Below are 14,265 nucleotides of genomic sequence, written 5' to 3' on the forward strand. Positions count from 1 at the left end.
CACTATTCAATACGGCTTTTCGTCATCATCAATCACAACATATTAATCAAATATAAAAATATATCTTGCTAAATGCCACGTTAGCAACTCCAATAACTTCTTTGCTCTCTTTGATACTGTTACAAGCATAGTCAACCCAAAATTTCTGAGACTGTAAATTACGTTATTCGTCTCATTCTTACTATTTCTTAACATGACATGAGATAAAATACAATAAACGAACTTAATACACTTACAAGAGATGCTATAAATATGGTCAAAATCCTAAACAAAGTCGATATTATCCACTTCTGCTATATAAAACTCGTCCGTTTGCCCCTTTCCGGAAGATTTTTCATAAAGCACCTCGATACTCGATCGAGTATTTTTTATAAAAACTAATTTTGCATGGAGATAAAAATTTTTTGAAGAGTAACGGAAATGCTCTTAATAAGAGTAGTAGGGGGCTATGACCCCCAATGCGCCGCGGCCGGGATTTGAACCCGGGTCAGGGGCTCGACAGGCCCCCATCCTAGACCGGGCTAGACTACCGCGGCATTTACCATTCTTTAAGATTCGAACTTGTGTTGCGCTCTACGTTATCGTATAAGTATGTAATAAAAACTCACTTAAAAAACCATCGCTTATCCGAGAACCAAGAATCCCATAAGATTATTTATAATAAAAGTAATGCTAAAGATTTGACATTGAAGTTAAGATTAATTTTTAGAATAATCCATGTAAAGATAATTAAGGGTTCTACTCAAGTAAAATTAAGAAAGCAATAACATAATAACTTCCTAGGATACTAACTTTTTAGATTCTCTAAACAGTAAATATAAGAATCAATAATAATGGTAGCGGGGCCTGGATTTGAACCAGGGACCTCGGGGTGTCCCAACGCGTGCCTACAAGTATATGAGCCCCGCGGCCTTACCAGGCTAGCCCACCCCGCTACTTTACCCCGCCATTTATTTTAAATGCTACTTAACCTTTAAAGTTATTGTTACCATGATTTTGATTTTTAAGCTTAATAATTAAATCGACCACAAAGTATCTGCCCATATATCTATTGTAACTTTGTAATTACGTAATCAAGATTAAATGGAATGATTTCTCTAAAATATAATGCCTATTTGGAATATCTAAATGGGATCTCTACACAATTGGGTTTAAATTACAGCAATATTATAATTTAGGGAAAACTTGTAAGATATAATTTTTAACGCCGGGGGCGGGATTTGAACCCGCGCGGGGAAGATCCCCACTGGCTGCCTGGAAATAGTCTCCAGGCCAGCCCCTTAGTCCGCTCGGGCACCCCGGCACTAATATTTTTTTGCAAGAACTATAAAAAGATTTTTTTATATTAGCTGGATTTCGATATATACGTCTTCCGGAACTCTAACTCTCATTAATTGTCTCATTACTCTCTCATCTGCTGCTATATCTATTAACCTTTTATGTACGCGCATCTCCCATTTTTCCCATTTTTTCCTACCTTCACCATGAGGTAGTCGCATTATTGGGACTTCTAGTTTACTAGTAGGCAGTGGTATAGGACCTCTCATCTCTATTCCTGTTTTTTCAACGATACCTCTTATCTGCGTAATTACATAATTCAAATTTTCAACATTAGTACTCCATAACCTTATTCTTGCTTTTGTAGGCATAAAATCACCAACAAAAAATAAAATTAAATCACTTTATTTCTACTTTAGCTGGCTTCACGTCTGTAATCACGCCGACACCTACAGTCTTACCCATATCTCTCATTGCGAATCTGCCTAATGGTGGGAATTCGTTATACTTCTCCACGCATAATGGTTTGATTGGCTTAAATTTAACTATTGCTACATCACCCTGCTTTAAGAACTGAGGATTCTTCTCAGCTTCTTGTCCAGTTCTTGGGTCCAATCTCGCTACTAATTCTGAAATTCTACATGCTACACTAGCTGTGTGGACGTGAATTACTGGTGTATAACCGTTTGCTAATGCTGTGGGATGCCAAACTACTATTATTCTTGCAGTGAACTCATCAGCTACTGTGGGTGGATTGTTTGGATGACCTGCTACATCTCCTCTCTTTATATCTTTCTTTTCTACACCTCTAACGTTAAATCCTATATTATCTCCAGGCTCTGCTTTTTCTAACTTAGTGTGGTGAGTTTCAATAGATCTCACTTCTCCTACCTTTCCTGCTGGCATGAATACTATTTTATCACCAACTTTCAATACTCCACTCTCTATTCTACCTACAGGAACTGTACCTACACCTGATATTGAATATACATCTTGAATTGGTATCCTCAATGGCTTGTCTACTGGTTTTGGTGGTAGTTCTAATTGATCTAAATACTCCTCTAAGGTTGGGCCATTATACCACTTCATATTCTCGGATTTATGAGTAACATTTTCACCCGTGGGTGCGACCACTGGCACAAATTTGACTTTATTCATATTAAATCCATAACTCCTCATAAATTTACCTACTTGCTCTACGATTTCCTTGTAACGTTTCTCATCATAAGGAGGCTCTGTGAGATCCATCTTATTGATTGCAACTATTATCTGATCTAATCCCATCGTCTTAGCTAAAATTATATGTTCTCTGGTTTGTCCTTCCGCACTCATTCCGGCCTCATATTCACCCTTCTTTGCAGAAACTACTAGAATAGCTGCATCTGCTTGACTAGCACCGGTTATCATGTTCTTTACGAAGTCTCTATGACCAGGGGCGTCAATTATCGTAAAGAAGTACTTCTTCGTTTCGAATCTCATGAAAGTTAGATTTATTGTTACGCCTCTTTCTCTTTCTTCCTTTAATCTGTCTAGTAGGAATGCGAATTTCTCGCTTTCTTTACCTAGTTTTTTAGCTGCTTCTTCTGCTTCCTTTACTGTCTTCTCATCAATAAAACCTCTATCCATTAATAGCCTTCCGACTAATGTACTCTTACCGTGATCGATATGCCCTATTACTATTAGGTTAAGGTGAGGCTTCTGAGACATTTATAACACTCTCCTAACCGATATAGTGATAGAGTTAATAAAAGTTTACCTTGAACTTAACGCTATTCTTTCTATCTCTTCTTTTCTTTTTATTGCAAAGCTTTTTGGATCATTATTTGCAGCCGCAATTATCTCTTCAGCTAATGCCTCTTCTATAGGCTTCGGATTATTAAATGACGAATCCTTAGCACCAAGAGCGATATGCCTCAGCGCTAAATCTATCCTTCTCTGTGGTGAAACGTCAACTGCCACGTAGTATACAATACCACCGTACATTATTCTTGTTACTTCTTCTCTAGGTGCACTATTCTCTATGGCTCTAACTAACACTTGTATTGGATTTTGGTTAGTTTTTAGATAAATTATGTCAAATGCCAATTTTACAATATTATACGCTAAATGTTTCTTTCCTTTGTTTCTACCAGGCCTCATTATTTGATTTACTAATCTTTCCACTATTGGCACTTTGGCTTTTCCGAATCTTCTGTGTTCATGCCTACCTCCAGTATGTGGTAAATAAACTGGCATAAGAGAAATATATTTCTTTAAACTGGGATCTCTTACCTCAACCTTTGTATCCCACTTGCCAAACACTTTAATATCTAACTGCAAGTTCTCCAATGACATCTATTTGTTACCTCTAATGCTATCTATGATTTGGATATTTAAATTTATGATACATAAGTATATGATAGTGTATAGATGATGAACCTCCAACCCATTAAGGATGAGGATTTCATAAAAGTCAATTCCGTTGACGCGTTCTTCATGCCACTTCACGGTATCCCTACTATAGTCTGCTATTTAGAAGACGGGAGACAATTCTACTTATTTAGCGTTCCTGCAGAAATTGTAATAGCGATAAATAAAACGAAAGGTAACAAAGAAGAAGAATTCGGTGATAAGAGAGAAAATATATACGATATCATTTCATTTATACCAGAAATTGTAGATGATTTCTCAAAACATATAGAAAAAGTTATCATAGATGATATGATAAGAGATACTGGAGTATATGTTGCAACTGTAGAGTTCAAATTCGATGGGGTTGTAATTCAGAAGAGAATGATACCGAGTCACGCAATATTTCTTGCAATAATTACGAATAAACCAATTTTTGTAAAAAAGGGCCTTGTTGATGAGCAAGAAAAAGAAGGTAGAGAAAACCAGCAAAAATTCTAAATTTCCCTCTAATCTAATGTTAGCTTTCAATGCTTGTTAATTTAAATCTTAAAGCTTGATAGATTCAAAACTCGTCTTGATAAATATTTTAAGATCCACAATTTAGTGTTTGGGTCTAATCGAATTTCATATACTTTGTATTCAACTCTCAATCCTCATATAAAACATATTAGTCGGGTTTGAGTTATACAAACCCGATGAACGAGGTCGACTAGACCCTCGTATTTCACCGAAGTCGCGGATTTTTCCGCTTATCCTTTCCAATCCCATTAGGAGGATAATCCCACTCACCCTTTAAGAAAACCCTCCACATCTTGACTCTTCTTACCCACCATCATTCGGGAATTTATCATCCACATCTAGGGTGGGATCTAAAAAGTAAATCATGCGTATAGCATATAAATTTCGTGTCTTTATGGGAACTGCTTTCAACGTCTATTAGTTAAAGCTAACCTTAAATATTAACAACTGTTAAGGACTTTCTACTACCTATTATATTTTTGGAAAGATATAGAGAATTAAGTTGTGTTAACTTAGGATTTTTAATTACAAATATAAACATATAAAATAATAATAATAATTAAAAAGTATCTAAGAAAAAGTCCATAAAAATCTTTGATGGACTTAGTTGGTCAGATTATATCATTATTGTATATAAATAAACCAACTCATAAAAATCGTAACATCGCAATAAATAGCAAAAATTTTGAACGATTAGAAAACATTAAAACTTATTGGATATCATATTTAAATAGTGTAAAATTACCTAACTGGCTTCTGTTTTTTCCCTTTGTATAATGCATCTAATGATACGCCATTTACCATTATAACCTTATATCTTACTCCAGGTAAGTCTCCCATTGACCTACCTAACGTACCACCTATACCCGTAATTATTACCTCGTCATGTTCATCAATGAAGTTAACACCACCGTCACCTGGAACAAAAGCTGTAACAACTCTACCATTTTTGACTAATTGCACTCTTACACATTTTCTAACTGCTGAATTGGGTTGTCTAGACTCTATACCAACTTTTTCTAACACTATACCTCTAGCCATTGGTGCGCCTTCTAATGGATCATATTTCTCCTTCAACTTTAGGATCTTTGTCTTATATTTCCTTTGACTTCTTCTAAACTTTAATCTCTTTAATCTTAATTTCCTAGCTGCGTATATTCCCTTTGGTGATTTACTTTTGACCATTTCCCTTAACACCTTAAACTATTACTACATTATCAATATCCATGTACCTCTTTAAAATTAGCTTTGCTCTTACAACGTTCCTACCATTCTTACCTATTGCTAATCCTTTATCTTGAGGATCTACTGTTATATAAACTGACTTTTTCGAGTTAGTATTTACTACTTTTACGCTTCTAACTCTAGCTGGGCTCATTAGATTTTTCACCAAGTCCTCTAAATTGTCACTATATGCAACAAGCTCTATATCTTTTCCTATAATTTTCCTTAACTTTTTAACGTTAGTACCACTCTTACCTATCGCGACTCCCATATCTTTTGAATCGACCAGAAATATTATTCTATTATTTTCATTGTCAATTATACAATCTTTTACATTAGCCTTAGTAACTTCTTGAAACAATGAAATGTAACGAATCTCTTCTGGTGTTAATTTAATCTCGGGCAGAAAAAATCACCTCTCCTTTATAATATCTAAAATTTTGGAGTCTCCCTCATCCAAAACACTTATTGTGGAAATCATAAATGGTTTTCCACACAACGTACCGAGATCCCATCCACTACCTTTGTACTCATAAATAGGTATATTAGAGAGCTTTGCGTAGTATGTTATATCTTCTTTAAGATCTCCTCTTAACGTTGATGCTATTATTACCATTTTAACCTTACCTAATTTTACGTATTTTATAGCTTTTCTTGCTCCAAAGATAACCTTACCAGTTTTTAAAAGTGTCTTTAACTCACCTTCAAATGACACTTGTTGTTCTGCCATTTTAATCACCTTAATATCGGCCTCATTCTTAATTCAACCATTCCAGTACCTAGTTTAATTGGATGGCCAATTATAATGTTTTCTACTACACCTTTAAATTCTTCCACGTCGCCTCTAGCTGCTGCATCCAAAAGGTGCTTTACAGTAACCTCGAATGCTGCCCTAGCCAATACACTACTCTTCTCTCCGGTTACACCATGCCTTCCTATTTGCCTAACAACACCCGTTCTAGTCATTACATCCGCAACCAACAGTATATGTCTAATATCAACATCTAGGCCTTGTTCAGATAGCACTTTACTAATCTCTCTTATTATTATTTCTCTTGCAGCCTCTATACCAAAGACGTCTTCAATCTCACGTATGTTATTAGTCTCTATTTTGGCTGCATCTATACCTTTTACGCCAAGAACACCAGCCAAATTTGAGCCATCAGTAATAATTATATATTCGTCTCCTTTCCTTTGAACTATAGCCCGTTTTATTCCCTTTATTCCCTTTATTTTAGTATTTAGTATTTTATCTCTTAACTTAAATAACGCCGCTATACTATCTACGTTTGCAAAATTTATCGTTAAAGTATTATTTTCTCCTTCCTCTATGGAAAAATCACCTAATTTCAGCCTGCTTATAGCCTTTTTAACATCATCCACAGTAACACCCTTATCCTTCAACATGTCATTGTCTAGCTGAAGAATAATGGACATAGAAGCAATATCAATACTAGTAGATGCCACTACATTTTCTATTTTTGTATATTCTAATTTTCTAGCAACCTCTAAAGCCTTTTCCTTTTCTTTTTTATATTCATCAGTTAGGTAAATTGTCATCATTGGTGTAGATGGTACCTTCTTTGCATCAACAATTTCTATAAGCCTCGGAAGACCTAAGGTGACGTTTAACTCCCTTATCCCTGCAAAATGGAAGGTCCTTAATGTCATTTGCGTACCCGGCTCACCTATGGATTGAGCTGCGACGATTCCAATAGCCTCTCCTGGTTCTATTAACCCCTCACTATACTCCTTAATAGCTAAATCAAAAATCTTATCAATTTCTTCTCTAGTTATTAATACTTCTCTATTTAATATTGCATTCCTTAAATCATCTATGATTCTTCGAGGTAAAATCGTAGAAGCTTGTTTAACTTTTTCTTCTAAATATTCTTTATCTTTTTCTTCTATCATGTCTTCCACCCTATAACTCTTTCTAAAATCCTGTTTACGTCTACGGTTTTACCATGAGCTGAATACATTGGGAATACTCCATCATCACCATACGCAACCTGGATAATTTCCCCATACAAACTTCTTACTGTACCGTCATACTCTGCTCTTAAATCTGATAATGCATTTATAAGTCTCCTTTGCATGTATCCACTTTGTGACGTTCTTACCGCAGTGTCTACTAATCCTTCTCTACCTCCAGCCGCATGGAAAAACAACTCAACAGGCTTCAAGCCACTTCTAAACGAGGAATATATGAAACCTCTAGCCTCTGGAGAGATATCGTATGGTTTAAAATGAGGTAATGTTCTAGTCATATAACCTCTTTTTATTCTCTCACCTCTAACTGATTGTTGACCCAGCATGGCAGCCATCTGTGTAATATTTAACACGCTACCCCTAGCTCCAGTTCTTGCCATTATATACGCAAAATTAAATGGGTCTAGGTATTTACTTGCAATATCACCTGCAGTACTTCTTAACTTATCTAATGTGTCAAGAATATAGTTTTCTAAACTTTCTTCTATTGTTCTCCCTGGTATAGGTTCTAACTCTCCATTTTTATACTTTTGTATTAAATTATTAACTTCTATTTTAGCCTTATCTATTTCATTATAAATTTCTTTCTTAACCTCATCCGATAACGTTACGTCTTCAAGCCTCATAGTAAATCCTTGCAATTCTATAAATCTTATAAATACTCTAAATAAGTTATCCATTATCCACTTTCCATACTCGTTAGAATATTCTTTAATTAACCAATGAAGTATACTCTCTGGTTGCTGGTTACCTATGGCCTTTTTGTCGAAAACTCCTTCCAATAAGATCCCATTCTTAATTACAATAAACGAATCGTGAGGGCAGTCTTCATTCTTACATAATCTAGGCCCGCTACTAACGTTAGCTTGGCCATGGAAGTTAAAGTCCTTAGGCAGAAACGCACTTACGATTTGTTTTCCAGTATAGTATTCTTTAGGTGCTAGAATGGCAGGCTCTCCAAGATCAATTTTAGCGTCAACTACACCTAATATTTCTTGAGCCTCTTCTTTAGTCAATAATGTAGTCTTAACAGTTAGTAAATATGCACCACTTATATAGTCTTGAGCAGCACCTATTATGGGTCCACCATATCTAGGAGTTATAATGTTTTTATGGACTAACATTATTTCCTTGGCTTCAGCTATTGCCTCCTCTGATTGTGGAACATGTAAGTTCATCTCATCTCCATCAAAATCTGCATTATAAGGAGGACACACAAGTAAGTTTAGCCTAAATGTAAGTCCTTTTAATACCCTAACTCTATGGGCCATCATAGAAATCCTGTGAAGTGATGGTTGCCTATTGAATAAAACAACATCTCCATCAACAAGATGACGCTCTACTATATAACCGGGGGCAAGTGTTGATGCCAGTTCTTTTCTATCCTTAACATATCTTAAGTCAATTCTTCTTCCATCTGGTCTAATTACATAATTAGCACCAGGCCATTTATCTGGACCATTAATAACAAACTGTCTTAATTTTTCTATGTTCCATATGGTAGCCCTCTCTGGTACCGTAAGTGTTCTTGCTACAATCTCTGGTACACCTACCTCATCAATACTAATATTAGGATCTGGGGATATGACTGTTCTTGAGGAGAAATCGACTCTCTTACCAGATAAATTGCCTCTGAATCTACCTTCTTTTCCTTTTAATCTTTGCGCTAACGTTCTCAATGGTCTTCCAGATCTGTGCTTAGACGGAGGCAAGCCGGGTATTTCATTATCAAAATAAGTTGCCACATGATATTGAAGGAGATCCCATAAGTCTTCTATTATTAGCTGAGGAGCTCCAGCATCTATACTCTCTTTTAACCTCTCATTAATTCTAACTATATCAACTAATTTATGAGTAAGATCATCTTCAGCTCTTATACCACTCTCTATCATTATGGAGGGCCTAATAGTAATCGGAGGAACTGGTAGAACAGTTAATATCATCCATTCTGGTCTGCTGGTTGTGGGATCATACCCTAATATTTCAACGTCAGAATCAGGAACCTTTTCCAATCTTTCTCTTATATCCGAGGGGGTTAGCTTAACTACTCCTTCTTTTCTCTCCTCATAGAAGTTATAAGGTTTCTCTAACTTTATTTTAAATTGTTTCTCCCCACAATGAGGGCATATTTGAGCTTTCATAGCTGTTTTCTTTACATATTCAGTTAATCTTCTGGCTGCGGAAGGCCATCTTTTCTTAATTGCGTTATATATCCTTGAATATTTTTCTATTTCTTCTTGCGAAATTTTTACCCTTCCACATCTCCTACATGTTGCCCTTAAAAATTCATATACATGTTTTACAAAACCTACATGAATAACAGGCCTTACTAATTCAATGTGACCAAAATGACCTGGGCAACTGCCTAATGTGTTACCACAAGTAGGACATTTTTGTCCTGGTTCTATAACACCTAGTCTTGGATCCATTACACTACCTTCTATTGGCGTCCCGTCTTCATCATACACATCTGGCGTTATTATCGCAGTTACAGACATCTTTCTTATCTCGTCTGGAGAAAGCACACCAAATCTTATTCCCTTTATTATTTTTTCACTCATTCTCCCTACCCCTACTTAGCTCAACCTTATCCTCTAGAATTAACCTAGGTGAAATAATCATACTCATCAACTCTTGAATTAGAAGTTTGAATGCATAAGACACTGTTACTGCATGCAAATTACTCTTATCACCATGTATTGGACAGACATATTTATTCTTATTCTTATCATACCAGCCTATATATCCACATTGTTCGCATACATAAATCGTCGTTCTGTCTGAGTTATCTAATAGTCTATCCTTTAACAGCATCGCAGTACCAAAACCTATTAGACAATCTCTCTCCATTTCACCAAATCTTAGACCACCTTCTCTAGCTCTCCCTTCAGTTGGCTGTCTAGTTAAAATTTGAACTGGCCCTCTTGCTCTAGCATGAATCTTATCCGCAACCATGTGATGTAGCTTCTGATAATATACTACGCCAAAATATATTCTGGATTTGACTTTCTGTCCTGTTCTGCCATCATAAACAACTTCTGTAGCGTCAGGAAGATATCCATATTTCAATATTTCTTTCTGCAATTGCTCTATCGGAATCTTATAGAACGGCGTTGCGTCTACAAGATTCCCAGACAGTGAAGCATATTTACCTGCTATCCCCTCCATAATTTGCCCTAACGTCATTCTAGATGGTAGTGCGTGAGGATTTAATATTATATCTGGAACGACACCCTTAACCGTATATGGCATATCGACTTGAGGTATAAGCATCCCTACGACACCTTTCTGGCCATGTCTGCTAGCAAACTTATCGCCAATTGATGGTATTCTAAGATCTCTAACTCTCACCTTAACTAGTTTATTACCTTCAGCAGTCTCAGTTACTAAAACCAGATCTACAATGCCCATTTCACCATGTCTAGTTACTATTGAAGTATCACGTTTTGCTTGCTCTGGAGATAATTCTTTAAATTCTTGCAAGAATCGTGGAGGACTAACTTTACCTATTAACACATCTCCTCCTTTTACCTCTACCTCTGGAGAAACTATTCCATTATCTTCTAAAAGTCTATAATATTCCTTACCTTTGTAGCCTCTAACACCTGGTTCTGGTACTACTATCTTATCTTCTTGCCCTCCAGGATATTTTACCTCTTCTGTAGAGTATAATCTAAAGAAGGTAGATCTATACATTCCTCTCTCTACAGAAGATCTGTTCATTATTATTGCATCTTCCATGTTGTACCCAGTATATGCCATTATAGCCAAAATCGCGTTGTTACCAGCTGGTCTATTAGTATAACCTATAACCTCCAATGCTCTGGTCTGAACTAAAGGCCTCTGTGGATAATGAAGCAAATGTGCCCTAGTATCTGTACGTAACTGATAATTTGCTGCATAAAGGCCTAAAGCTTGCTTAGCCATAGCTGATTGATATGTGTTTCTAGGTGACTGATTATGCTCTGGATAAGGTATTATAGATGCAGTGATGCCTAGAATTGCTGGAGGCCATATTTCTAGGTGTGTATGTTCTGATGTTATATCAGTAGGTTCTAGCGCAACATACGCATTTTCCTCCTCTTCCGCATCTAAATACTCTATTTTTCCTTGTCTAACTAAATCGTCAAAACTAATTGCACCGACTTCCAGTTTCTCTATATCTTCTTTAGTTACTAACGGTTTGCCATTAGAAACAATTATTAGTGGTCTCCTAACCCTTCCTGAGTCACAATTTATATGAACCTCATTAATAAATTCGGTAACAATATGCGCTACATTAACTTCATCACTGATTTCGCCTTTTCTCCTTTTTTCTCTAATCTTAATTGCTAACTCGTTACCATCTGGATAATATCCGACTAATCTACCATTAAGTATAACTTTAGACCATTTTAAATACTCATTTTGATCTTCTCCACCTTCAGTAACTCTTCTTATAACTTCTTCTACTGGAACTACTCCTAGATCATAAAGTGTTTTCTCCACAATTTTTTCATTTATCCCTACTGCAATCTGCGCCATTAATGCTAGATTTTTCACTAATCCACTATTTGGACCTTCTGGCGTCTCGAATGGACACATCCTACCCCATTGGGTACCGTGTAAGTCTCTCGCTTCAAAGTTTGGTTGGCCCCTCGCTAATGATGATATCACTCTCCTTAAATGGCTTAACATTGAAAGCCAATTCGTCCTATCTAGCAATTGACTAACTCCAGTTCTCCCGCCAACCCAATTTCCCGTTGCGAGAGCATGCCTTATTCTTTCTGTAATAATGTCTGGCCTAACTAATGCCTTTAAAGTTAGCTTTCTACCTCTAACCTTAGATTTTTCTAACTGATATGTTAAATCTTTTACAAAGGCTTTAAATGCTACTCTAAACAAACTTGCAAATAGATCTCCAGCTAATCTTAATCGTTTATTGGCGTAATGATCCTTATCGTCTGGCTCTCTTCTACCAAGGTATAGTTCAATTATTTTAGATACTGCATAGGCTAAGTAGTAGGCCTTCCTTTTTCTATCGTCTGGTGAAGTACCTAAATGAGGTAAGAAGTATTTATCTAGTATCTGCTGGGCTTTTTCTATTCTATTTTCTCTCTTCTGTCCTATCGCAATTTTACTACCTATGAAATCCAACGCATCTTCGGTAGTAGATATAGAACTCGCTTGCTCTAACGAGGGGAATAATTCGTTCTGGATCTCAGGGTCTAATGATACAGCGTAAACTATATCCCTATCAGTCAAGATTCCTAATGCTCTCATTATTATGACAAAAGGAATTCTACCCGGCACTGCTGGGAAAGACACGTTAAAAGTTCCATCTTTTAGTCTTTCTATTGTTACTGGAACCCTGTAACCAGCTGTGCTGGAGATAATTTTCGCAGTATGTGTAACATTAGATCCTGCTTTTCCAGTATCTACAAGAACTCTATTTGGAGCTAAGTCTTCTTGTGTTACTATAACTCTTTCAGACCCATTTATTATAAAATATCCTCCAGGATCTTTAGGATCTTCTCCTATTTCAATTAGTTTATCTAAAGTATATTGTGATATCGGATCTATAGCAGATTTTAGCATTATAGGTAAGTCTCCTATATAAACTTCTTCTGGCTCAGCTTCAATATTGTTTTCAACCGGAATCATTGTAAGCCACAATGGTGCCGCATATGTTAAATTCCTTAATCTAGCCTCCATAGGAATGATCTCTCTTTCTCCTCTATCGGACTCTCTGACTCTAGGCTTTCCTACTCTTATCTTACCTAGCCTTACTTTTAAACCAGGTATTTCTGTTGGTATCTCACCTTGTTCATCTATGATTTCTTGAAGCTTATTTCTTACAAAGTCATTATAAGAATCTAAGTGCTGTCTAACTAATCCTTTAGACCTAAAGTAAGCTTCTATTATTCTCCATCTCTCATCAACGCTTAAAATACTTGACAATTTAACTCACCCACTAATTACATACCTATACGAAACAACTTCTCCGTATAACGAACTTTTCCTTACGATTCTAATTATATCTCCTGGCTTTGCTCCAATGATCTTAACTACCGGATCTGATGCTCTTATCCAAGGTAATTGCTCCGGCTTAATACCTAATTCTTTCAAAATTTTATATGCTTCCTCAATACTAAGAACCTCATGTTTAGGCACAAGATAGTGAATCCTTGGATCAATCTTCTTATTAGATGATCCTCTCATTATTAACCATTATTCACATACTGCATTTGGTTAATAAGAGTTTTACTGTTGCTTATAACATTGATATTTTACGAAATGTTAACAAGCTAACTGCAGATTGCTTTCTAAGGACTATATAAATTCTTATTTATGCTCAAAACGCTCGATTCCATATAATTCTAAAAGTATATTAAGTATATATAGAAAATACTAGATTATATCATTATAGATTTATATATTCTGGTTAAAAATTTTAGAGACAGCATTAATAATCTTGAAGCAATTACAACATGCATAAAATTTAGCCAGAAATAATAGCTATCCCGTTACTATCATATTTACTCTATAAACAAGAATAAATTTGCATTTACTAGGATAATAAAAATGTGGAAATGAAACATTTAGGGTTTAGGTCTCATTGAATTTCATATATTTTGTATTCAACTCTAAACCCGTGGACTTCACGAAGTCGCGGATAAATCCACTCATTCCTCTCCGTCCCATTAGGGGGATAACCCCACTCACCTTACGGTGAGAAAACCCACATTTTGTTTTAATCCCACCATCATTCGGGAATTTATCATCCACATCTAGGGTGGGATCTAAAAAGTAAATCATGCGTATAGCATATAAATTTCGTGTCTTTATGGGAACTGCTTTCGACGACACTTCTTATTAAAT

Annotated in this window: 11 protein-coding genes and 3 tRNA genes; 1 reads left to right on the plus strand and 13 read right to left on the minus strand. The window is 35.9% G+C overall.

Annotated elements, in window-relative coordinates; genetic code table 11:
- Window positions 1–461: 461 nt before the first annotated feature.
- From V6M85_RS10845 to V6M85_RS10870, 6 genes are all read right to left on the minus strand, one after another.
- Window positions 462–536, minus strand: a tRNA-Asp gene (locus V6M85_RS10845).
- Between the two features lie 298 nt (window positions 537–834).
- Window positions 835–935, minus strand: a tRNA-Met gene (locus tag V6M85_RS10850).
- Between the two features lie 270 nt (window positions 936–1,205).
- Window positions 1,206–1,303: transfer RNA gene (locus V6M85_RS10855), tRNA-Ser, on the minus strand.
- A 37-nt stretch (window positions 1,304–1,340) separates the two neighbouring features.
- Window positions 1,341–1,649, minus strand: coding sequence for a 30S ribosomal protein S10 (gene rpsJ, locus V6M85_RS10860; protein WP_009990464.1), 309 nt, complete (start codon window positions 1,647–1,649; stop codon window positions 1,341–1,343).
- 28 nt (window positions 1,650–1,677) lie between these two features.
- Window positions 1,678–2,985 (minus strand): translation elongation factor EF-1 subunit alpha, encoded by a 1,308-nt coding sequence (tuf, locus tag V6M85_RS10865; protein WP_338599908.1) that lies wholly within the window; start codon window positions 2,983–2,985, stop codon window positions 1,678–1,680.
- Between the two features lie 45 nt (window positions 2,986–3,030).
- The gene (locus tag V6M85_RS10870) at window positions 3,031–3,612 is read right to left on the minus strand and encodes a 30S ribosomal protein S7 (protein WP_338599911.1); all 582 of its coding nucleotides are present in this window, start codon (window positions 3,610–3,612) and stop codon (window positions 3,031–3,033) included.
- 78 nt (window positions 3,613–3,690) lie between these two features.
- Here V6M85_RS10870 and V6M85_RS10875 point away from each other — a divergent pair, with 78 nt between their 5' ends.
- A complete protein-coding gene (locus V6M85_RS10875; protein ID WP_338604758.1) occupies window positions 3,691–4,167 on the plus strand; it encodes a bifunctional nuclease family protein in 477 nt (158 codons plus the stop codon).
- A gap of 762 nt (window positions 4,168–4,929) precedes the next feature.
- On the opposite strand, the gene V6M85_RS10880 is transcribed toward V6M85_RS10875, so the two are convergent.
- The 7 genes from V6M85_RS10880 to V6M85_RS10910 are packed head-to-tail and all read right to left on the minus strand — an operon-like array spanning window position 4,930 to window position 13,605.
- On the minus strand, window positions 4,930–5,373 hold the full coding sequence (locus V6M85_RS10880) for a 30S ribosomal protein S12 (RefSeq protein ID WP_338599913.1): 444 nt from the start codon (window positions 5,371–5,373) through the stop codon (window positions 4,930–4,932).
- 13 nt (window positions 5,374–5,386) lie between these two features.
- Complete coding sequence (locus V6M85_RS10885; protein ID WP_338604760.1) at window positions 5,387–5,818, minus strand: NusA-like transcription termination signal-binding factor; 432 nt, start codon at window positions 5,816–5,818, stop codon at window positions 5,387–5,389.
- Between the two features lie 6 nt (window positions 5,819–5,824).
- The gene (locus tag V6M85_RS10890; RefSeq protein WP_338599916.1) at window positions 5,825–6,142 is read right to left on the minus strand and encodes a 50S ribosomal protein L30e; all 318 of its coding nucleotides are present in this window, start codon (window positions 6,140–6,142) and stop codon (window positions 5,825–5,827) included.
- Between the two features lie 5 nt (window positions 6,143–6,147).
- Window positions 6,148–7,326, minus strand: a complete 1,179-nt coding sequence (rpoA2, locus tag V6M85_RS10895) for a DNA-directed RNA polymerase subunit A'' (protein ID WP_338599918.1) — start codon at window positions 7,324–7,326, stop codon at window positions 6,148–6,150.
- A complete protein-coding gene (rpoA1, locus tag V6M85_RS10900; protein ID WP_338599920.1) occupies window positions 7,323–9,965 on the minus strand; it encodes a DNA-directed RNA polymerase subunit A' in 2,643 nt (880 codons plus the stop codon). Before rpoA1 ends, rpoA2 begins: the two co-directional genes overlap by 4 nt.
- Complete coding sequence (locus tag V6M85_RS10905; RefSeq protein WP_338604763.1) at window positions 9,958–13,335, minus strand: DNA-directed RNA polymerase subunit B; 3,378 nt, start codon at window positions 13,333–13,335, stop codon at window positions 9,958–9,960. Before V6M85_RS10905 ends, rpoA1 begins: the two co-directional genes overlap by 8 nt.
- Window positions 13,336–13,350: 15 nt before the next feature.
- On the minus strand, window positions 13,351–13,605 hold the full coding sequence (locus V6M85_RS10910) for a DNA-directed RNA polymerase subunit H (protein ID WP_338599923.1): 255 nt from the start codon (window positions 13,603–13,605) through the stop codon (window positions 13,351–13,353).
- Window positions 13,606–14,265 lie beyond the last annotated feature (660 nt).

It is taken from the genome of Sulfolobus tengchongensis (assembly GCF_036967215.1).
Lineage (GTDB): Archaea > Thermoproteota > Thermoprotei_A > Sulfolobales > Sulfolobaceae > Saccharolobus > Saccharolobus tengchongensis_A.